Source organism: Pseudochelatococcus lubricantis (genome assembly GCF_042432495.1).
In the GTDB taxonomy this organism is placed as follows: Bacteria; Pseudomonadota; Alphaproteobacteria; order Rhizobiales; family Beijerinckiaceae; genus Pseudochelatococcus; species Pseudochelatococcus lubricantis.
Genome location: NZ_JBHLXC010000001.1, coordinates 307,315 through 327,572, shown reverse-complemented (window position 1 = coordinate 327,572; position 20,258 = coordinate 307,315). Strand labels below are relative to the sequence as shown.

Annotated in this window: 17 protein-coding genes; 10 read left to right on the top strand and 7 right to left on the bottom strand. The window is 67.4% G+C overall.

Annotation, left to right across the window (positions count from 1 at the left end; genetic code table 11):
- The first annotated feature begins 6 nt into the window (after positions 1-6).
- Complete coding sequence (locus ACFFJ7_RS01350; RefSeq protein ID WP_166949034.1) at positions 7-1,251, top strand: phenylacetate--CoA ligase family protein; 1,245 nt, start codon at positions 7-9, stop codon at positions 1,249-1,251.
- Positions 1,252-1,323: 72 nt separating this feature from the next.
- On the opposite strand, the gene ACFFJ7_RS01345 is transcribed toward ACFFJ7_RS01350, so the two are convergent.
- The 5 genes from ACFFJ7_RS01345 to ACFFJ7_RS01325 all read right to left on the bottom strand — a co-directional run bounded on the left by ACFFJ7_RS01345 (position 1,324) and on the right by ACFFJ7_RS01325 (position 7,429).
- On the bottom strand, positions 1,324-2,478 hold the full coding sequence (locus ACFFJ7_RS01345; protein WP_377590456.1) for a CaiB/BaiF CoA transferase family protein: 1,155 nt from the start codon (positions 2,476-2,478) through the stop codon (positions 1,324-1,326).
- A 10-nt stretch (positions 2,479-2,488) separates the two neighbouring features.
- Positions 2,489-3,616, bottom strand: coding sequence for an acyl-CoA dehydrogenase family protein (locus tag ACFFJ7_RS01340; protein ID WP_166949030.1), 1,128 nt, complete (start codon positions 3,614-3,616; stop codon positions 2,489-2,491).
- A gap of 23 nt (positions 3,617-3,639) precedes the next feature.
- Complete coding sequence (locus ACFFJ7_RS01335) at positions 3,640-4,830, bottom strand: acetyl-CoA C-acyltransferase (protein WP_166949028.1); 1,191 nt, start codon at positions 4,828-4,830, stop codon at positions 3,640-3,642.
- A gap of 139 nt (positions 4,831-4,969) precedes the next feature.
- Positions 4,970-5,737 carry a 3-hydroxyacyl-CoA dehydrogenase gene (locus ACFFJ7_RS01330; RefSeq protein WP_166949026.1) on the bottom strand — a complete coding sequence of 256 codons (768 nt, stop codon included), beginning with the start codon at positions 5,735-5,737 and terminating at the stop codon, positions 4,970-4,972.
- 18 nt (positions 5,738-5,755) lie between these two features.
- Positions 5,756-7,429, bottom strand: a complete 1,674-nt coding sequence (locus tag ACFFJ7_RS01325; protein WP_377590453.1) for an acyl-CoA synthetase — start codon at positions 7,427-7,429, stop codon at positions 5,756-5,758.
- 171 nt (positions 7,430-7,600) lie between these two features.
- Between ACFFJ7_RS01325 and ACFFJ7_RS01320 the strand changes: the two genes are divergently transcribed.
- Positions 7,601-8,638, top strand: a complete 1,038-nt coding sequence (locus tag ACFFJ7_RS01320) for an AraC family transcriptional regulator (protein WP_377590451.1) — start codon at positions 7,601-7,603, stop codon at positions 8,636-8,638.
- On the opposite strand, the gene ACFFJ7_RS01315 is transcribed toward ACFFJ7_RS01320, so the two are convergent.
- Positions 8,630-9,535, bottom strand: coding sequence for a LysR family transcriptional regulator (locus ACFFJ7_RS01315; protein WP_377590449.1), 906 nt, complete (start codon positions 9,533-9,535; stop codon positions 8,630-8,632). The genes ACFFJ7_RS01320 and ACFFJ7_RS01315 overlap by 9 nt on opposite strands.
- A gap of 149 nt (positions 9,536-9,684) precedes the next feature.
- Here ACFFJ7_RS01315 and ACFFJ7_RS01310 point away from each other — a divergent pair, with 149 nt between their 5' ends.
- The 6 genes from ACFFJ7_RS01310 (at position 9,685) to ACFFJ7_RS01285 (ending at position 15,984) form a co-directional block, all read left to right on the top strand.
- Complete coding sequence (locus tag ACFFJ7_RS01310) at positions 9,685-11,181, top strand: CoA-acylating methylmalonate-semialdehyde dehydrogenase (protein WP_377590447.1); 1,497 nt, start codon at positions 9,685-9,687, stop codon at positions 11,179-11,181.
- Between the two features lie 75 nt (positions 11,182-11,256).
- Positions 11,257-12,153: a 3-hydroxyisobutyrate dehydrogenase gene (gene mmsB, locus ACFFJ7_RS01305; protein WP_377590445.1), complete on the top strand. Its 897-nt coding sequence runs from the start codon at positions 11,257-11,259 to the stop codon at positions 12,151-12,153.
- Positions 12,154-12,168: 15 nt separating this feature from the next.
- Positions 12,169-12,957 (top strand): enoyl-CoA hydratase, encoded by a 789-nt coding sequence (locus ACFFJ7_RS01300; protein WP_377590443.1) that lies wholly within the window; start codon positions 12,169-12,171, stop codon positions 12,955-12,957.
- Between the two features lie 229 nt (positions 12,958-13,186).
- Entirely contained in the window at positions 13,187-13,903 is a 717-nt protein-coding gene (locus ACFFJ7_RS01295) for a fumarylacetoacetate hydrolase family protein (protein ID WP_377590441.1), read from the top strand.
- 182 nt (positions 13,904-14,085) lie between these two features.
- Positions 14,086-14,832 (top strand): YebC/PmpR family DNA-binding transcriptional regulator, encoded by a 747-nt coding sequence (locus tag ACFFJ7_RS01290; protein WP_166949012.1) that lies wholly within the window; start codon positions 14,086-14,088, stop codon positions 14,830-14,832.
- Between the two features lie 339 nt (positions 14,833-15,171).
- Entirely contained in the window at positions 15,172-15,984 is an 813-nt protein-coding gene (locus ACFFJ7_RS01285; protein WP_166949010.1) for a DUF1013 domain-containing protein, read from the top strand.
- 362 nt (positions 15,985-16,346) lie between these two features.
- On the opposite strand, the gene ACFFJ7_RS01280 is transcribed toward ACFFJ7_RS01285, so the two are convergent.
- Positions 16,347-17,642: a porin gene (locus ACFFJ7_RS01280; RefSeq protein ID WP_166949008.1), complete on the bottom strand. Its 1,296-nt coding sequence runs from the start codon at positions 17,640-17,642 to the stop codon at positions 16,347-16,349.
- A 438-nt stretch (positions 17,643-18,080) separates the two neighbouring features.
- On the opposite strand from ACFFJ7_RS01280, the gene ACFFJ7_RS01275 reads away from it, so the two are divergent.
- A complete protein-coding gene (locus ACFFJ7_RS01275; RefSeq protein ID WP_377590438.1) occupies positions 18,081-19,064 on the top strand; it encodes a zinc-dependent alcohol dehydrogenase family protein in 984 nt (327 codons plus the stop codon).
- Positions 19,065-19,092: 28 nt separating this feature from the next.
- A complete protein-coding gene (locus ACFFJ7_RS01270; RefSeq protein WP_377590436.1) occupies positions 19,093-20,178 on the top strand; it encodes an Acg family FMN-binding oxidoreductase in 1,086 nt (361 codons plus the stop codon).
- The last annotated feature ends 80 nt before the right edge of the window (positions 20,179-20,258 follow it).

Genomic DNA, 20,258 nt, shown 5'->3' with positions numbered 1-20,258 from the left:
AACGGCATGACCGCCTTCAATCACCAGATCGAGACCCGCGATCCCGCGGAGCGGGAAGCCGATCTATTCGCCAACCTTCCCGCCGTGCTCGACGCGGCGCGGGAACTGCCTGCCTGGGCCGAGCGGCTCGCGGGCATCGATTCGACCGAGATCAGGGACCGCGCGGCGCTCGCCCGCCTGCCGGTGCTGCGCAAGTCCAACCTGCCGTCCCTCCATGCCGCGAACCCGCCCTTCGGCGGCCTGCTCGCGCCGCCTTCGCCGGTCTACAGCCGCCTGTTCGCTTCCCCCGGCCCGATCTTCGAGCCGGAGGTCAACGGCCGCGACGCCTGGCGGGCAGCGCGCGCCCTCTATGCGGCGGGCTTCCGGGAGGGTGAGATCGTGTTGAACACCTTCTCCTACCATCTCACACCCGGCGGCTTCATCTTCGACTCCGGCGCGAACGCGCTCGATTGCCCGGTGATCCCGGCCGGGCCGGGCAACACCGAGGCCCAGCTCCAGCTCATCGAGGCCTATCGCCCCGCCGGCTACACCGGCACGCCGGACTTCCTGAAGATCCTGCTCGATACCGCCCGCGACAAGGGCGCGGACATTTCCTCCATCCGCAAGGCCGTGGTGTCGGGCGCGGCCTTCCCGCCATCGCTGCAGAAGGAGATCGCGGAGCGCGGCGTCGAGGCCTATCAGGCCTATGCCACCGCCGAATGCGGCGTCGTCGCCTATGAGACCTCCGCCCGCGAGGGGCTGATCGTCAACGAGGGGCTGATTGTCGAGATCGTGCGCCCCGGCACCGGAGACCCGGTTCCGGAAGGCGAGATCGGCGAGGTGCTGGTGACGGCGCTCGACCCGCTGCATCCGATCATCCGCCTCGCGCTGGGCGACCTCTCCGCCATCCTGCCCGGCATCAGCCCTTGCGGGCGCACCGGCCAGCGCATCCGGGGCTGGCTCGGGCGGGCGGACCAGACGACCAAGGTCAAGGGCATGTTCATCCGCCCCGAGCAGATCGCCGAGGTCGGCCGCGTGCATCCGGAACTCGGCCGGCTGCGCCTCGTCGTCACCCGCGCCGACGAGGCCGACCACATGACGCTGCGCGCCGAATCGCCCGTCACCAACCCGGCCGAAGCGAAGGCGCTGATCGCCGCGCTGGCGGCGACGCTGCAGAACATCACCAAGGTGCGCGGAACGGTCGAGATCGTTGCGCCCGGCGAGCTGCCGGGCGACGGCAAGGTGATCGCTGACGAGCGCGACTACAAATAAAAAGAAAAGCCGGCGAATTTTCTCCGAACGGGAGGTTTCGCCGGCAAATTTTTTGCGATGACCGCCGGGGCGTCAGGCACCCGCGTTTTCACGCAGCGCCGCGATCCGCTCTTCCGGCACGCCCCATCGCCTGAGAAGCTCTTCCCCCTCCGGTCCCGCGCCGTCCACCGGGCGGGACGGAGGGCCGGACACCCTGCCCGGCGTCCGGCTGAAGCGCGGCGCGGGCGCGGGCTGCGTAACCCCTTCAATTTCAACGAAAGTTTCGCGGTCCCTGTAATGGGGATACGCAGGCGCCTCTTCCCAGTCCAGCACCGGCGCCACGCAGCAATCCGTGCCGTCGTAGATCGCCGCCCATTCGTCCCGCGTCTTCTCGCGGATGCAGGCGGCGATCTTCTCGCGGTAGACGGACCACAGCTCCTGGTTATCCTGCTCGGCGAAGTCCTCGATCCTCAGCCCGGCCAGCTCCAGAAACTTCGCATAGAACTGCGGCTCGATAGCGCCGATACTGAGCCACTTCCCGTCCGCGCATTCGTAGACGCCGTAATAATGCGCGCCGCCGTCAAGCTGGTTCTCGCCGCGCCCGCCGCTCCACAGCCCGGCCTGGCGCATGCCGAAGATCATGGCGGAAAGGGCCGCCACACCGTCGACCATGGCCGCATCCACGACCTGCCCCTGGCCGGACCCGCGCGCCTCCAGCAGCGCGCAGACGACGCCGAAGGCGAGATACATGCCGCCGCCGCCCAGATCGGCCACGAGATTGAGCGGGATGGCGGGCGGCCCGCCCTGCGCGCCGATGGCGTTGAGCGCGCCGGTGAGCGCCAGATAGTTGATGTCATGCCCGGCCGTTTTCGCGAGCCTGCCCGTCTGTCCCCAGCCCGTCATGCGGCCGTAGACGAGGCGCGGGTTGCACGCGAGCACCACATCCGGCCCCAGCCCGAGGCGCTCCATGACGCCCGGGCGAAAGCCCTCGATCAGCGCATCAGCCCCTCCGATCAAGGCGAACAGCGCCTCCCGCCCCGCCTCCGACTTCGCATCGATGGCGATGGAGGGCCGCCCGCGCGCCAGCAGGTCGTAGGGTCCATTGAGGAACGACAGCGCCGGGCGCGCGTTCTTCGGATGGATGCGGATCACGTCCGCACCCATGTCCGCCAGCATCATCGCGGCGAACGGCCCCGGCCCGAGGCCGACCATCTCGACGATCCTCACCCCGGTCAACGGTCCGTTCATGCCGGTCTCCTCACAGGTCGCGGGCGATAACGATGCGCTGCACGTCGCTCGTGCCCTCGTATATCTGGCATACGCGCACATCGCGGTAAATGCGCTCGACCGGGAAATCCGCCAGATAGCCATATCCGCCGTGGATCTGAATGGCGTCCGAGCAGACCCTTTCCGCGATTTCCGAGGCGAAGAGTTTGGCCATGCTCGCCTGTTTCAGGCAAGGCAGGCCCGCCTCCTTCAGCGCCGCGGCCGAGAGCACGAGCTGGCGCGCCGCCTCGATCCGCGTCGCCATGTCTGCCAGGCGGAAAGCGACGGCCTGATGCTCGATGATCGGCTTGCCGAAGGCCACCCGGTCGCGCGCATAGTCGCGCGCCGCCTCGAAGGCCGCCCGCGCCATGCCGACCGACTGCGCGGCGATGCCGATGCGCCCGCCCTCCAGATTGGACAGGGCGATGGCGTAGCCCTGCCCTTCCTTGCCGAGCAGCAGGCTCTCGTGGATGCGCATGTCGTTGAAGGCGAGCTGGCACGTGTCGGACAGATGCTGGCCGAGCTTTAGCTCCACCCGCACGACTTCGTAGCCGGGGGTGTCGGTGGGCACGATGAAGGCGCTGATGCCCTTCTTGCCCGCCTCCGGATTCGTCACCGCGAATACGATGATCGTCCTGCCGTTCCTGCCCGAGGTGATGAACTGCTTTGAACCGTTGATCACATAGTATTCGCCGTCCTTCACGGCGCGCGTCTTCAGCGCGCTGGCGTCGGAGCCCGCCTGAGGCTCGGTGAGCGCGAAGCCGCCGATGGCCTCACCGCTCGCCAGCGCCGGCAGGAAGCGCTGCTTCTGCTCCTCCGTGCCGTAACGGTAGATCGGCATGCAGCCCACGGACGAATGCACGCTCATGATGGTGGAAATCGGCCCGCAGCCGGCGGCGATTTCCTCCACGGCGAGCGCATACGCCACCTGCCCGGTGTCGGAACCGCCGTATTCCTCCGGCAGCAGCATGCCGAGGAAGCCGAGTTCCCCGAGTTCCCGGATCGCATCGCGCGGAAACTCGTGCTTGCGGTCCCATTCCTCCGCGAAGGGCTTCAGCCGCTCCTGCGCGAAGCTGCGCGCGGCCTCCTGAATGGCGAGTTGGTCTTCCGTCAGGATCATGATGTCCTCCCCCTTCTCCGGCGTCAGTTCAGCCGTTCGACCGCGATCGCCGTCGCCTCGCCGCCGCCGATGCACAGCGACGCGACGCCGCGCTTCAGGCCGCGCGTCTTCAGCGCGCCGAGCAGGGTGACGATCACGCGCGCGCCCGAGGCGCCGATGGGATGGCCGAGCGCACAGGCGCCGCCGTGAATGTTGACCTTGTCGGGATCGAGACCGAGGTCGTGGATCGCCGCCATGGCGACGACCGCGAACGCCTCGTTGATCTCGTAAAGGTCGACGTCGTCCTTCGACCAGCCGGTGCGCTCGAAGAGCTTTTCGATGGCGCCGATGGGCGCGGTCGGAAACAGGTTCGGCGCATGTGCGTGGGTGCTGTGGCCGCGAATGGCGGCGAGCGGCGTCAGGCCACGCTTTTCCGCTTCCGACAGACGCAGCAGCACCAGCGCCGCCGCCCCGTCCGAAATGGAGGAAGAGTTCGCCGCCGTCACCGTGCCGCCCTCGCGGAAGGCGGCGCGCAGCGTCGGAATCTTGTCGAGCTTCGCCTTCGGCGGCTGTTCATCGTCCGAAACGAGGCGCTCCGCCTTGCCGGCCTTCACCGTCACGGGCACGATCTCGTCGCGGAACAGACCATCGGTAATGGCCTTCTGCGCCTTCGTCAGCGAGCCGATGGCGAACGCATCCTGCGCCTCGCGCGTGAACTGGTAGGCCTCCGCGCAGTCTTCCGCGAAGGTGCCCATCAGGCGCCCCCTGTCGTAGGCGTCCTCAAGACCGTCGAGGAACATGTGGTCGATGACCTTGCCGTGGCCCATGCGGTAGCCGGCGCGGGCGCGGTCGAGCAGATAGGGCGCGTTGCTCATGCTCTCCATGCCGCCGGCAACCGCCACCGTCGCGCTGCCGGCGAGGATGAGGTCGTGGGCGAACATGGCGGCCTTCATGCCCGAGCCGCACATCTTGTTGACGGTGGTCGCGCCCGTCGACAGCGGCAGGCCCGCGCCGAGTGTCGCCTGGCGGGCGGGCGCCTGCCCCTGCCCGGCCGGAAGAACGCAGCCGAAGACGACTTCCTCGACCGTTTCCCCGCCCACGCCGGCGCGCGACAACGCCGCGCGGATCGCCTCGGCGCCGAGCTGCGAGGCCGTCACATCCTTGAAATCGCCTTGAAAACCGCCCATCGGCGTGCGTGCGTAGCCCGCGATGACGACCGGATCCTGTGTTGTCATGACTGTTCCTCCCGAGTCTGCCCGGAAGCATGCCATTGTTTCACGGAAACGCTGACATGCTCCAATTCCTTGGATTCCGAGCGAATTCCCGTCAATCGGATGCTTCCATCTGGCAGGAATGCGCTCCGGCGTTATGCCGTCACTTCGCTGCCATGCGCAGCGCGCCGTCGAGGCGGATGACCTCGCCGTTCAGATAGCGGTTCTCGATGATGTGCTGCACGAGGGCCGCGAATTCGTCCGGCTTGCCGAGGCGCTGCGGAAACGGCACCGTGTTGCCCAGCGAGGTGCGCACCTCCTCGGACATCGCTGCCATCATCGGCGTCTCGAACACACCGGGGGCGATGGTGGCGACGCGGATGCCGAAGCGCGCCAGTTCACGCGCCACGGGCAGCGTGAGGCCGGCGACGCCGGCCTTGGAGGCCGCATAGGCCGCCTGCCCGATCTGCCCGTCGAAGGCCGCGACGGAAGCGGTGTTGACGATCACGCCGCGCTCGCCGTCCTCGCCCGGCTCGTTGCGGGCGATGGCCTCCGCCGCAAGCCGCAGCACGTTGAAGGTGCCGATCAGGTTGATGCTGACGACGCGGGCGAAGCTCTCCAGCGCATGCGGCCCCTGCCGGCCGACGACCCGCTCGCTGGGCGCCACGCCCGCGCAGCTCACGAGAGCATCGAGGCGGCCGAAAGCGTCGACGGCAAGCTGTACCGCGGCCTGCGCCTGCGCCGCGTCGGTCACGTCGGTGCGCGCGAAGCGGGCGTTGTTGCCGAGTTCCGCCACGATGGCGGCACCCGCAGCGTCGCTGACATCGGCAATCACCACCTTGCCCTCCCGCGCGGCGAGATGGCGCGCGACGGACGCGCCGAGCCCGGAGGCGCCGCCGGTGACCAGAAAAACCCGATCGCTGATCTGCATGTCGATTTCCCTTTTCGCTCACGCGCCCTGTTTTTCTTTCGCCCTGGCGATCTCCTGATTGCGCAGGATGAAGCGCTGCAGCTTGCCGCTCGGCGTTTTCGGCAACTCATTGACGAATTCGATCTCGCGCGGATAGGCGTGGGCCGAGAGGCGCTTGCGCACATACTGGCGCAGCTCCTCCGCCAGCTCGTCCGACGGCGCATACTTGTCCGACAGCACCACGAATGCCTTGACGATCTCCGTGCGCTCCGGGTCCGGCTTGCCGACGACGGCCGTTTCCACAACCGCGGGATGCTCGATGAGAGCGCTTTCCACGTCGAACGGGCCGATACGGTAGCCCGAGGACGTGATCACATCGTCAGAGCGGCCGACGAAGGCGACGCTGCCGTCCTCGGACATTTCCATCACGTCGCCGGTGAGATAGTAGCCGTCGACGATGGACGGGGTAGGCTGGTTGAGGTAGCCGGTGAACCACAGCAGCGGCGAGCGCGCGATATCGACCGCGAGAACGCCGGGCGTGTGCGGCGGCAGCTCCTTGTGGTTCTCGTCGAGGATGGCGACCCGGTATCCCGGCAGCGGCACCCCGGCGGAGCCCGGATGCACGGTGTGCTTGAGGCGATGATGGTTGCAGACCACCATGCCGAGTTCCGTCTGGCCGTAGTGATCGTAGATCGGCGCGTCGAGATGCTCGGCGAACCAGCGGATCACCTCGGGGTTGAGCGGCTCGCCCGCGCTGCTGACGGCGCGCAACTGGCCCTTGACGACCGCCGCCTCCTCCGGCCCCGCCGCGATCAGCAGGCGGAAGGCGGTGGGGGATCCCGCGAGATTGGTGACGCCATGCTTCTTGATGACGCGGTAGGTATCCTTCACCGTGAAACCGCCATCGTAGAACATCGTGGCATGGCCGAGGAGAAGCGGCCCGGTGACGGCGTAGTAAAGGCCATAGGCCCATCCCGGATCGGCGATGTTCCAGAATACGTCGTCGGGCCGCAGGTCGACCGACTCGCGCATGTAGTCGGCAAAGCTCAGCAACGCATCGAGCGGCACCGGCACGCCTTTGGGCAGGCCGGTGGTGCCCGACGTGGACATCAGCAGGAAGAGATCGCTGCCGCGACGCAGCACCGGCGCGAAGGTCTCCGACTGCCGGTCTAGCTCCGTCCCGAGGTCGATGTCGCCCGCCGGAAGCGGCGCGTCGGCAGACACCTGCGCGATCTTGAACGCGAGCCCCTCGACCTCGTCGAGCTTCGCCCGGTTCGCCTTGTCGGTGACGACGAGCTTCGCGCCGCTGGTGCGCAGGCGGTGCTCGATCGCCTTGGGGCCGAAGGCGGTGAACAACGGCTGATAGACGGCGCCCGCCCGCCAGGCGCCGAGGATGGTGACCAGCAGATCGGGCGTGCGCGGCAGCAGGCCCGCCACCACGTCGCCGGCCCCGATGCCGTGCGCCGTCAGGAAATTGGCGAACCGCGCCGACAGCGCCTGCAATTCCGCGAAGGTGTATTGCGCCGAGCGCCCGTCCTGGCTTTCCCAGTAGAAGGCGACGCGGCCGGTATCGGCGTAGCGGTCGATCGTCTCGACGCAGGCGTTGATGCCGCCGGCGAGACTCCCCGCCAGCGTCGCGGCCTCCGCGTCCAGATCGAAAGCCGCGTAGGCCTGCGCGTAATCGCGCTCAAAGGGGCTGGTTTGCTGAACCACGATACTGGCCTCCCATCTTATGGTGTTTATTGTTCGACGTGTGCCGCCGGGAATAGTCACACGTAAAACTTCTGATTGCCACTGTGCTATCGCGCAACGATGTGGCATTCAATGACTGAACCTGATGGAATGATGTGATCGGTTTTGCCACATCGCATGGCTGGAGACGGGATGCAGACGGGAAGCCAGGCGCCGCGGCGGATGATCACGGTGGGCTTCGTGCTGGAAGCGCTGGAGCCGATGCGCGAGCGCGGCCTCGATGTCGCCCCGGTGCTCGCCGCGGCGGGGATAGCGCCGGAGGAGTTGTCGCGCCCGGACGGGCAGGTCACGGCGGACCAGTACGGCGCGCTGTGGCTCGGCATCGCGGCCGCCCTGCAGGACGAGTATTTCGGCTTCGGCGCGCGGGCCATGCGGCCGGGCAGCTTCACCATGATCGGCCGGGCGGTGCTCGACAGTCCCAATCTGGAGCGCGCCCTGCGCCGCGCGCTGCGCTTCCTCACGCTGGTCATCGACGAGCCGCGCGGGGAACTCACCGTGGAGAAAGGCCTCGCCACGATCACCCTGCGCGAGACGTCTCCCGCCCGCTCCGCCTTCGCCTATCGCGCGTACTGGATCATGCTGCACGGCCTTGCGTGCTGGCTGGCCGGGCGCAGGCTGCCGTTGCGTCGCGTGGATTTTCGCGGGCCGGAGCCGGTGAGCGGCGGCGCCGACTACCGCCTGTTCTTCGGCGCGCCTGTCACCTTCGGCTGCCCGGCGAGCCTCCTTGTCTTCGACGCGCGCTTCCTGCGCCTGCCGGTCAACCGCACGGAGGCGGCGCTGAAGGAGTTCCTGCGCCGCGCGCCGGCGAATATCCTCATCCGCTACCGCTACGATTCCGGCATCAACGCCGAGGTGCGCGCCCGCCTGCACGAGATGGCGCCAGCGCTGTGGCCTGATTTCGAGGGCATGGCGAAGCTCCTGCGCGTGCCGCCTTCCACCCTGCGCCGCCGCCTACGCCGCGAGGGGGAGAGCTACGCGGAAATGAGGGACGAAATCCGCCGCGACCGGGCCTTCGCCGCACTCGTCTCGACGGACAGGCGGATAGGCGACATCGCCGCCGACCTCGGCTTCGCGGAGCCGAGCGCCTTCCACCGCGCCTTCCACAAATGGACGGAGCTGACGCCGGGCGCCTACCGCCGGCAGAAACGCGCGGGCGCCGCGTCAGTCTGACGTGGGCAGGAACAGCGATTTCGCGCGGCGCACCTCGTCGGCGATAAAATCGGCGGTGACGCGGATGCGCGCGAGGTCGCGCATGTCGCTGTGCACCAGCAGCCAGAAGCTGCGCGTCAACTGCAGGCCCGGCAGCACGCGCACGAGGCGGCTGTCGCCCGCCGCCAGGAAGCAGGGCAGCACGCAAAGCCCCGCGCCCGCGACCGTCGCCTGATATTGCGCGATCAGGTTGGAACTCCTGATGCGCGGCGTGATGTCACGCGCGATAGAGGACAGGTAGTCGAGTTCCGGCGTGAAGATCATGTCATCGATATAGCTGATGAAGGGCTTCGCGGCGCAATCCTCGGCGCCCGCCACGTCGCGCCACAAATCCGGCCGGCTGGCGGCCGCGAAGATCCCGAGTGCGTAATCCGTCAGCAGCCGCGCGTGCAGCCGCCCGTGCGAGGGGCGCGAGAGCGTGATGGCAATATCGGCCTCGCGCTGCGACAGGCTGAAGTTGCGCGGCGTCGCCACGATCTGGATGTCGAGTTCCGGATGTGCCTGCGACAGACGCCCGACGGCGGGGGCGAGAAAGGCCGTGCCGAAGCCGTCCGGCGCGCCGATCCGCACCGCGCCCGACACGGTGGAACGGCTGTCCGCGAGTTCGGACTGCAGCGCGATCACCGTGCTCTCCACGCTCTCGGCGTGCCGCAGCAGATGTTCCCCGTGCGTGGTGAGCGCGTAGCCCGCCATGGTGCGCTCGAACAGGGTCGCGCCCAGCGCACCCTCCAGCGCCGACAGCCTGCGGCTCAGGGTGGAGTGGTCGACGCCGAGACGCTTCGCCGCAAGCGTGAGCCGCCCCGTGCGTGCGATGGCGAGGAAGGACTGCAACAGATCCCAGTTGAAGGGCTGGACCAAGCGCGTGTCTCCTTATGGGAATCCATGCACAACGATGCAGGAATTTTACCGGTACCGCCATGCATGAATCCATGCCAAACAAACCGTACCAATTGCAACGACAAGAAATGCGAAACCGGCGGTTTCGCATCGCATTCGGGAGCGACACCATGAGCGACATCGGACATTTCATCGGCGGCCGCCGCGTGGCCGGCCGCAGCGGGCGTTTCGCGGACGTCTACAATCCGTCGACCGGCGAGGTGCAGGCGCGCGTGGCGCTGGCGAGCCGTGACGAACTGCGTGAGGCCGTCGAAAACGCGAAGGCTGCCCAGCTCGGCTGGGCGGCGCAGAACCCGCAGAAGCGCGCCCGCGTGCTGATGAAGTTCCTCGAACTCGCACACAAGGAATACGACTCTCTCGCCGAACTGCTTGCCAGCGAGCACGGCAAGACGGTGCCGGACGCCAAGGGCGACATCCAGCGCGGGCTCGAAGTCGTGGAGTTCGCCGTCGGCATCCCGCATCTGCTCAAGGGCGAATACACGGAATCGGCCGGCACGGGCATCGACGTCTATTCGATGCGCCAGCCGCTCGGCGTGGTGGCGGGCATCACGCCCTTCAACTTTCCGGCCATGATCCCGCTGTGGAAGGCCGCTCCCGCACTCGCCTGCGGCAACGCCTTCATCCTGAAGCCGTCGGAGCGCGACCCGTCCGTGCCGCTGCGCATTGCCGAACTCTTCCTCGAAGCGGGCCTGCCGGCGGGCGTTCTCAATGTGGTGAACGGCGACAAGGAGGCCGTCGACGCCATTCTCGACGATCGCGACATCAAGGCTGTCGGTTTCGTCGGCTCCTCGGCCATCGCGCAGTACATCTACACGCGGTCCGCCGAAACCGGCAAACGCGCGCAGTGCTTCGGCGGCGCCAAGAACCACGCGATCATCATGCCGGACGCCAATCTCGACCAGACGGTCGACGCGCTGATCGGCGCGGGCTACGGCTCGGCCGGCGAGCGCTGCATGGCGATCTCCGTCGCGGTGCCCGTCGGCAAGGAAACGGCGGACAGGCTCGCGGAAAAGCTCGTGCCGCGCGTCGAGAAGCTGCGCATCGGCCCGGCGACGGACGCAGCCGCCGACTACGGCCCGCTGGTCACCCGGCAGGCGCTGGAGCGCGTCGAATCGTACATCGAGGCCGGCGTGAAGGAGGGCGCGTCACTGCTCGTCGACGGACGCGGCTTCAAGCTGCAGGGCTATGAGAACGGCTTCTACATCGGCGGCTCGCTGTTCGACAACGTCACGCCGGAGATGAGCATCTACAAGGAGGAGATCTTCGGCCCCGTGCTCTCCGTGGTCCGCGCCGACAATTACGAGGAGGCGCTGGCGCTTCCTTCCGACCATGAATACGGCAACGGCGTCGCCATCTTCACCCGCGACGGCGACGCGGCACGCGACTTCGCCGCGCGCGTCAACGTCGGCATGGTCGGCATCAATGTGCCGATCCCGGTGCCGATCGCCTATCACACCTTCGGCGGCTGGAAGCGCTCGGGCTTCGGCGACCTCAACCAGCACGGCCCGGACTCGATCCGCTTCTACACCAAGACGAAGACCGTGACCTCCCGCTGGCCGTCCGGCATCAAGGACGGCGCGGAATTCGTCATCCCGACGATGCGCTGAATCTGGCGGGCGGCCGGTGAACACGCCGGCCGCAGCGTATGGACGACAGTCACAAGAAAACCAGGGAGAGAACGGATGAGCAGCACGATCGGCTTTATCGGGCTCGGCAACATGGGCGGGCCGATGGCGGCCAATCTGGTCAAGGCGCATCACAAGGTCACCGGCTTCGACGTGGTGCCCGCCGCACGCGAGGCGGCGAAGGAAGCGGGCGTCGTGATCGCGGCTTCCGCCGCGGCGGCCGTGGCGGAGGCGGACGTCATCGTCACCATGCTGCCAAACGGCAGGCTGGTGCTCGGCGTCTGGAACGAGATCGCGGCGCATGTCAAACCGGAGGCGCTGATCATCGACAGCTCGACCATCGACGTCGACAGCGCCCGCAACGCCCATGGCCTCTTCGCCGCGAGCGGCCATCTCACGCTCGACGCGCCGGTGTCCGGCGGCACGGTCGGCGCGCAGGCGGCGACGCTGACGTTCATGGCGGGCGGCAGCAAGCCGGCCTTCGCGCGGGCGGAGCCCATCCTGCTCGCCATGGGCAAGCGCGCCGTGCATTGCGGAGAAGCGGGCGCCGGGCAAGCCGCCAAGATCTGCAACAACATGATCCTCGGCATTTCGATGATCGGCGTCGCGGAAGCGTTCGTGCTCGGCGAAAAGCTGGGGCTGACCCACGAGGCACTCTTCAACGTCGCCTCCACGTCCTCGGGCCAGTGCTGGGCGCTGACCACCAACTGCCCCGTGCCTGGGCCGGTGCCGACATCGCCCGCCAACCGCGACTACCGGCCCGGCTTCGCGGCGGCGCTGATGCTCAAGGACATGAAGCTGTCTCAGGACGCGGCGCTGTCGTCGGGCGCGGCGACGCCGCTCGGCGCGCACGCCACACAACTGTTTGACCTGTTCGATAAATTGGGCCATGGCAATGAGGATTTCTCCGCCATCATCCGCTTCCTTCGCGGCGGAACGGGCGGCGGGAATTGAAGGAGAGCAAGCCCCATGACCTATGAGACCATTCTCACCGAAGTGCACGGCGAGGGCGAGCGCGGCCGCGTCGGCCTGATCACGCTCAACCGCCCGAAGGCGCTCAACGCCATCAACCGCCAGTTGACCGAGGAAGTGCTCGCCGCCGCGCAGGCTTTCGACGCCGACCCCTCCATCGGCGCGATCGTCATCACCGGTTCGGAGAAGGCGTTCGCTGCGGGCGCCGACATCAAGGAGATGCAGCCGCAGGGCTACATCGACATGTACCTCGCCGACTGGTTCGGCGCGTGGGAACGCCTGCCCGCCGTTCGCAAGCCGGTGATCGCGGCGGTCGCGGGCTTCGCGCTGGGCGGCGGCTGCGAGCTTGCCATGATGGCGGACTTCATCATCGCCGCCGACACGGCGAAGTTCGGCCAGCCGGAAATCAAGCTCGGCGTCATTCCCGGCATGGGCGGCAGCCAGCGCCTCACCCGGCTCATCGGCCGCGCCAAGGCCATGGAACTCGTCCTCACCGGCCGCTTCATCGACGCCCAAGAGGCCGAGCGCGCTGGTCTCGTCGCGCGCGTGGTGCCGGCGGCGGAATTGCTCGACGACGCCCTCAAGACCGCGAAGACCATCGCCTCCCACTCGCTGCCGGTGACGCTGATCGCCAAGGAAGCCGTCAACCGCGCGTCGGAGACGACGCTGGAGGAAGGCTTGCGGTTCGAACGGCGTGTCTTCCACTCGCTCTTCGCGCTTGAAGACCAGAAGGAAGGCATGACCGCCTTCATCGAAAAGCGCGCACCCGCGTTCAAGGATCGGTAAGGCGCATCGCGCCAGGCCCGGCCTTCCGGCCCGGCGGCACCCTGCCGCCGGGCTTTTGCATGGAACCGCTGCTTGGAACCGCCCTTCTTCCATGCGCGATTCGCCGGCGTTACCGGCGTGGCATCGACCTGCCCGACGATGCCGAACGCACGGCCCGGCGGCCCGGTTGAAATCCGGGCGCCACGCGGTGAACAATGCGCGTCCCGCAATCCTTCATGAGGCAATTGGCATGACTTCGCAAACGCAGACAGATACGCCCGACTATGTCATCCCCGCGCCCCCGCGGCCGAGCATCGCGGTGGCGCACAGCCGGTCGCGGTTTCCGGTACGGCGCATCTACTGCATCGGCCGCAACTACGCGGCCCATGTGGCCGAGATGGGAGGCCATGCAGACCGCGATCCGCCGATCTTCTTCCAGAAGCCCGCCGACGCCGTCGTGGACGCGGGCACGACCATCCCCTATCCGTCGCAGACGAACAATCTGCACCACGAGGTCGAGCTGGTCGTGGCGATCGGCAAGGCGGGCCACGACATAGCGGAGAATGAGGCCAATGGCCACATCTGGGGCTATGGCGTCGGTCTCGACCTGACGCGCCGCGACATCCAGAGCCGGGAGGGCAAGCCCTGGGAGATCGCCAAGGCGTTCGACCGCTCCTTCCCCGCGGGGCCGCTGAGCCCTGTTTCCGAAACCGGGCTGCTCACGCAAGGGCGCATCGCGCTCTCCGTCAACGGCGTTGTCGCGCAGGAATCGGACATCGGCCTGCTGATCTGGAAGATTCCGGAAATCATCGCGCGCCTCTCGGCCTTTTTCGAGCTGGCGCCGGGCGACGTCATCCTGACCGGCACGCCGCACGGCGTCGGCCCGCTGGTCCCCGGCGACAACCTCGTCGCCAGCGTGGAAGGGCTGGAACCGCTCACGCTCGCCATCGGCCCCAAGGTAGCCTGATAATTGGCGGCCTGACGCCAGACCGCCCGATCCCGGCCCGGCGGCCTTCATTCCCGCCGGGCCGGGTTGCGCGGGCGGAATTTTGCGGTTATGCGCAGTAACACAAGCATCAACCGTACTATCCGGGCCGGCCGCCCGGGCTGACCGCGCCCTGCCGAGCCGCCCGCATTCCGGAGGCACCCGTGGCAGGACATTCGCAGTTTAAGAACATCATGCACCGCAAGGGCAAGCAGGACGCGATGCGCTCCAAGCTCTTCGCCAAGCTTGCGCGTGAAATCACCGTCTCCGCGAAGCTCGGCTTGCCCGACCCCACCATGAACCCGCGCCTGCGCGCCGCCATCCTCGCCGCGCGCGCCGAGAACATGCCCAAGGACAACATCGAGCGGGCCATCAAGAAGGCAGCCGGCAACGACGGCGAGAACTACGAGGAAATCCGCTACGAGGGCTATGGCCCCGGCGGCACGGCGCTCATCGTCGAGGCGATGACCGACAACCGCAACCGCACCGCCTCCGACGTGCGTTCCTCCTTCACGAAGGCAGGCGGAAACCTTGCGGAAACCGGCGCGGTGTCGTTCATGTTCGACCGCGTCGGCTTCATCGAGTTCCCTGCCAGCGTCGGCGACGCCGACACGGTGCTGGAAGCGGCCATCGAGGCCGGCGCCGACGACGTCGTCTCGGACGAGGAAACCCACGAGATCTACTGCGAGCAGGGATCGCTCGCCGCCGTCTCCAAGGCGCTTGAGGCCACGTTCGGCGAACCGCGCGCCTCCCGTCTGATCTGGAAGGCGCAGAACGACGTCGCCGTCGATGACGAGGCGGGCGAGAAGGTGCTGCGCCTCATCGAGGCGCTGGAGGACGGCGACGACGTCCAGAACGTCTACACCAACGCCCAGTTCTCCGACACGCTGCTCGCCAAGCTGGCGGAATGACGCCAGCCCGGGCCGGGAGGGGGCTGCGGCCGGCAAGGCGGCAGGGGGAAAGGCGGCGGGGGGAAAGGCGGCGGGGGGAAAGGCGGTTTTTGGCGCGTTCCGCATTTTTGCGTGAACGATCAATTGCCATTTCGGCCGCCCTTCCCTATATTCCGAAAAGTCTTCCCATCAATCTGGTGGTCGTTGACCGCCCCGGCCGGAGAGGCCGGGCCGGAAAGCGGGATATTTTGCCTGGCCGACAAGTCGCGTGAGACATCGGGCAGGCGGCATCTTCCGCCCGACGACCGAATATCCGCGCCATCGCCAGGCCGCGATGGACAACGCAAGGAGCCGCCCCCTATGAGCACCGGACCGCTGATGCCCAAGGCAACCGCCGTTTGGCTCGTCGACAATACGGCATTGACCTTTTCGCAGATCGCCGAGTTCTGCAAGCTGCATCCGCTTGAGGTGAAGGGCATCGCTGACGGCGAGGTCGCCGCCGGCATCAAGGGACTCGATCCGACCGTTACCGGCCAGTTGACACGCGAGGAAATCGGCCGTGGCGAGGCCGATCCGTCGCACGTGCTGCGCCTGTCGGCGCCCAAGGTCAAGCTGCCGGAGGCCAAACGGCGCCGGGGCCCGCGCTACACGCCCGTTTCGCGCCGCCAGGACCGTCCCAATGCCATCCTGTGGCTGCTGCGCAACCATCCCGAACTCAAGGATGCGCAGATCATGCGCCTCGTCGGCACCACCAAGACGACGATCGAGCAGATTCGCGACCGCTCGCACTGGAACTCGGCCAACCTCACGCCCGCCGACCCGGTGACGCTCGGCCTGTGCTCGCAGATCGACCTCGATTTCGAGGTGTCGCGCTCCGCCAAGGATGCGCCTGCACGTCCGCAGGTCGATGGCGGCCAGAGCCTGCTGCCCACCGAGGTTTCGACGGCGCCCGACGAGCAGCCCGGCTTTGCCTCGTCCTTCGGCAGCGCGCCGTCCAAGCGGCGCGAGGACGAGGATATCGACGTGGACAGCGTCTTTGCCAAGCTCAAGACACTCAAGCGCGACGACGATGCCGATGCGGACGATGAATCGACGCACGCGGACGACAAGATCAATCTCGGTGACGTCTTCTCCAGCACCCGGCGCGACGAGGATGAGGACGACCAGCCCTGACCGCAGGACCGGGCCGGGCGCTGCGGCCTGATCCACGCCAGAGTAAAATGCATTCGACTTGAATCGGAATTTTGCTCCAAAGCAACTCCAGCAAAAGCGGGCGCCGCTTTTGCTGGAGTTGCGTAAAAATAAAAACTGGAACGTGTCACCGTTTCTATGAAATGACCACACCGTCTGGAGCAATTTTCATTCAAGTCGATCCATCAAGTTTAAGAAAAGTTGCGGTAAAATACAAACTTTAGAGCGCACGGTCTCATTCCACCGGAACGTCTGGCGCTCTATAGTTCTAGCAAAAAGCCCGAACCGTCCAGCAGGACGATCCGGGCTCTATTTTTATCAGGCCCCGTTTCGGCCGCTGACGCTCAGAACTCGCGCTGGAGCCGCAGGCGCGCCTGCACCTGATCTTCCGACTTCTGGCGGCTGTCGATGATCTCGCCGGCGAAGCTCTTCCGCTCGGCCTTCGAATACAGCACCTCGACGCCGATATCGAAGGAACTCACCGGCGACCAGATCAGGTTCGAGCCCACCGTCCAGACATCGAAGTTGCGCAGCGCCGCATAGTCCGCCTTGACCGCGTTGTCGTAACTCACGTCCGTATAGCTGCCCCACAGGCTCTGCCGCACGGACGGCGTCCAGTAGTGCAGGAAGGACGCCGTCGCGTTCCAGCCGCGCGTCGTCTTGATATCGCCATTGACGATGGCGCCGTCCGCCGCGATCGACAGGAAGTCCCCCGTCTCGATGTCGCCCGCGCCGATATAGGTGAGCGCACCGTCGGCATAGGCTGCCTGCAGCCACAGCACGTCACCCTCGGCGAGTGTCGGCAGCGAGAATTTCACGCCGCCCTGAACGGCCCAGCCATAGGTTGTATCAACCCGTTGAGCGAACGGCCCGTAGAGCGCCCCCGAATTGAGCTGGCGCAGCGCGCCCGACAATTGCGCCGAGCCCCAGTCCTGCTCCACATGCAGGTTCGCGACCACATCCGGCAGGCGCTGGCCGGCGACGTCGTACCAGTCCTCGCCGACATTGCGGGTGCCACGGTCTTCGAGCGAGATCGTCGCGGAGAAGCCGGCGCCGAAGGTCGCCGTATAAGCGAGCAGGTTGTTAATCGTGTCCGAGCCGAACGTGCCCTGCAAACCGTTGCCGAAGTTGAGGTCCGAGGCGTAGAAATCGAAGAACGACTGGAGGCGGCCTGCCGTCACGCCCGCCCACTGGATATAGGCGCTGTCGACCAGCGCGCCGCTCTCGTCATCGCTGAAGATCCCGGTGTTCTTTTCGATTTCGTAGCGCAGGAAGGCACGCAGCGTGCCGTAATCTGTCGGCGTGCGCACGTCCACCTCCAGGCGCGCCTGCGCCCTCATGCCGGTGGCGTCGCGATAGCGGCCGTCGCGCCACGCGGCGGTCACGTTGCCGTTTCCATCGGTTTCGGTAACGGTAGAGCCCTTGGGCTGCGTATAGGCGAAATCCGTGCGCAAGCGGCCGCCAATCTTGATGCAGCTATCGGTGCCCGGCACATAGAAAAAGCCCTCACCATGCGCGGAGCATACGCGCACGTATTCGACCGGTGCGCTCTTCGATACGGGCAGATCGGCGGCCGATGCAGAAGAGACTGCGGCAAGACATGCCGCTCCTCCCAGCAAGTGGCGGGTTAATTTTATCATGGGTCCGCCTCCAATAAGGCAAAGTAGAAGATATCCAATCTGGCTTTTTGACTCTGTATTAACCCAGCCATTAAAGCACGGGTTGCTTGAGGCGCCTATCGCTTCTTTGCCACAGTATGCCCGGAACGCAGGCCGACGGTTGCCTTAAAATGAGTCACGACGTCGCATCCGGGGTCCATATGACGCCCTTTTGCGCAGCAGACACCGGCGGAATGTGGCTGCCCGGAGGCTGGATGAAGCCTGTGGACAGCGCGACGTGGCCAAAGCCGGCGGGAGTGCTCTGCGCCCTTTGTCGCGGTCATTCCGGCGCGTGGCGTATTGGCTCCCTGTCCCCGCCGTGGCAGGATGCACGCCGGTACTCGTCCATGCGCAGGACCGGAGGGACGGATGATGACCGCACAGCGACAATCTGACCCGGCAGCGGCGACCGACGGCACAATGAGCGCCATGGTTCTGCGCCGCACCGGCGCGCCGCTCGTTCTCGAACAGCGCCCCCTGCCCGCACCCGGCGCCGGCGAAATCCGCGTCCGGATCGAGGCCTGCGCCGTCTGCCGCACCGATCTTCATGTGGTGGACGGCGAGTTGCCGGAGGGCAAGCTGCCCGTCGTGCCCGGACATGAGATCGTCGGCCGCGTCGATGCGCTGGGGCCGGGCGTCGAGGGGCCGGCGGCGGGAACACGGGTCGGCGTGCCGTGGCTCGGCCACACCTGCGGCCATTGCCCCTACTGCGCGCAGGACCGCGAAAACCTTTGCGACGCGCCCGAATTCACGGGCTTCACCCGCGACGGCGGCTTCGCCACGCATGTCATCGCCGACGCGGCCTATGCCTTCCCGCTGGACGGCTTCGACGATCCGATCGCCGCCGCGCCGCTGATGTGCGCCGGACTGATCGGCTGGCGGTCGCTGAAAATGGCCGGAGACGGCAAGCGCATCGGCCTCTACGGCTTCGGCGCGGCGGCGCATCTGCTGGCGCAGGTTCTGCAGTGGCAGGGACGCGAGGTCTACGCCTTCACCCGCGCCGGCGACACCGGCGCGCAGGCGCTGGCACTACGCCTCGGCGCGGCGTGGGCGGGCGCGTCGGAGGAGCCGCCGCCCGTGCTGCTCGACGCCGCCATCATCTTCGCGCCCATCGGCGCGCTGGTGCCGATGGCGCTGCGGGCGGTGAGGAAGGGCGGGCGCGTTGTCTGCGGAGGCATCCACATGAGCGACATTCCCTCCTTCCCCTACAGCATCCTCTGGGAAGAGCGGCAGATCGTCTCGGTCGCCAACCTCACCCGCGCCGACGCCACGGAGTTCCTCGCCCTCGCGCCGAAGGCCGGCGTCAGGGCCGAGACCGCCGTCTACCCGCTGACCCGCGCCAACGAGGCGCTGGACGACCTGCGCCACGGCCGCTTCCAGGGCGCGGCGGTGCTGGTGCCGTAAACGCTCCCGGCATCGAGGAGGCCGCCGCATGAACAGACGCAACCTGCTCACCGTCGCCGGCGGCACGCTCCTGCTCACCGGCCTCGGCGTCTACGGCTGGCGATCCTCCGTCGGCTCGATGGCCGGCTACGAGGCCTACGCGAGCCGCCTGCGCGCCGCGCTGGCGCCGGAGCCGCAGATCCTCGATCTCATCCGCTACGCGACGCTTGCCGCCAACAGCCACAACACCCAGCCGTGGCGCTTCCACGCAGACGGCGGCACCATCGACATTCTGCCCGATCCCTCACGCCGGACGCCGGCGGTCGATCCGGACGATCATCACCTGTTCGTCAGCCTCGGCTGCGCGGTCGAAAACCTGCTGATCGCGGCGACGGCGAGCGGGCGCCCCGGCGCGCTGTCGGTTGAAGGCGAGAGCGTGCGCTACGCTTTTTCCACAGCTCAGGCGCGACCCGACCCGTTGCTGGCCGCAATTTCGGCGCGCCAGTCGACGCGCGCCGACTATGACGGGCGGCCGCTGGCGGCCGCCGATCTCGACAAGCTGCGCGCAGCGGCCGACATGCCGGGCGTGCGCCTCGTCCTTTTCACGGAGAGGACGCAGATCGACCGCCTGCGCGACCTCGTCATCGCCGGCAACGACGCGCAGATGGCCGATCCGGCCTTCATCGCAGAGCTGAAGCACTGGCTGCGCTTCAGCCCACGTTCCGCCATGGCCTCCGGCGACGGGCTGTTCTCGGCGACGACCGGCAACCCGGTCCTGCCGGAGCCGCTCGGCGGCATCGCTCTCGACCTGTTCTTCACCGCTGCCGGCGAACGCGACAAATACGCGCGCCAGATGGATTCCTCGGCCGGGGTCGCGGTCTTCCTCGCGGAGGAGGCGGACCGGGCGCACTGGATCGCGGTGGGCCGCGCCTGCCAGCGGTTCGCGCTCACGGCAACCGGCCTCGGCCTGCGCCACGCCTTCGTCAACCAGGCGGTCGAAGTCGCACGGCTGCGGCCGGAACTCGCCGCGCTCGCGGGCGAGAGCGGACTGCGGCCCGATATCGTGATGCGCTTCGGCTACGGCCCTTCGCTGCCGTTCTCGCCACGCCGCCCCGTCGCGGCGGTTCTGGTGTGATGCATTTCCCGCTGCCTGTCATGCCGCGGCGCACGACGCTGCTCGACATTTTGGTCGCTTGATATTTTGGCCTTTCGTGC

Excerpts from the sequence above, each read along its gene's own strand:
- ACFFJ7_RS01350 (WP_166949034.1), top strand. The coding sequence starts at position 7 with ATGACCGCCTTCAATCACCAGATCGAGACCCGCGATCCCGCGGAGCGG.
- ACFFJ7_RS01345 (WP_377590456.1), bottom strand. The coding sequence starts at position 2,478 with ATGAACGGACCGTTGACCGGGGTGAGGATCGTCGAGATGGTCGGCCTC.
- ACFFJ7_RS01340 (WP_166949030.1), bottom strand. The coding sequence starts at position 3,616 with ATGATCCTGACGGAAGACCAACTCGCCATTCAGGAGGCCGCGCGCAGC.
- ACFFJ7_RS01335 (WP_166949028.1), bottom strand. The coding sequence starts at position 4,830 with ATGACAACACAGGATCCGGTCGTCATCGCGGGCTACGCACGCACGCCG.
- ACFFJ7_RS01330 (WP_166949026.1), bottom strand. The coding sequence starts at position 5,737 with ATGCAGATCAGCGATCGGGTTTTTCTGGTCACCGGCGGCGCCTCCGGG.
- ACFFJ7_RS01320 (WP_377590451.1), top strand. The coding sequence starts at position 7,601 with ATGCAGACGGGAAGCCAGGCGCCGCGGCGGATGATCACGGTGGGCTTC.
- ACFFJ7_RS01310 (WP_377590447.1), top strand. The coding sequence starts at position 9,685 with ATGAGCGACATCGGACATTTCATCGGCGGCCGCCGCGTGGCCGGCCGC.
- mmsB (WP_377590445.1), top strand. The coding sequence starts at position 11,257 with ATGAGCAGCACGATCGGCTTTATCGGGCTCGGCAACATGGGCGGGCCG.
- ACFFJ7_RS01300 (WP_377590443.1), top strand. The coding sequence starts at position 12,169 with ATGACCTATGAGACCATTCTCACCGAAGTGCACGGCGAGGGCGAGCGC.
- ACFFJ7_RS01295 (WP_377590441.1), top strand. The coding sequence starts at position 13,187 with ATGACTTCGCAAACGCAGACAGATACGCCCGACTATGTCATCCCCGCG.
- ACFFJ7_RS01285 (WP_166949010.1), top strand. The coding sequence starts at position 15,172 with ATGAGCACCGGACCGCTGATGCCCAAGGCAACCGCCGTTTGGCTCGTC.
- ACFFJ7_RS01280 (WP_166949008.1), bottom strand. The coding sequence starts at position 17,642 with ATGATAAAATTAACCCGCCACTTGCTGGGAGGAGCGGCATGTCTTGCC.
- ACFFJ7_RS01275 (WP_377590438.1), top strand. The coding sequence starts at position 18,081 with ATGAGCGCCATGGTTCTGCGCCGCACCGGCGCGCCGCTCGTTCTCGAA.
- ACFFJ7_RS01270 (WP_377590436.1), top strand. The coding sequence starts at position 19,093 with ATGAACAGACGCAACCTGCTCACCGTCGCCGGCGGCACGCTCCTGCTC.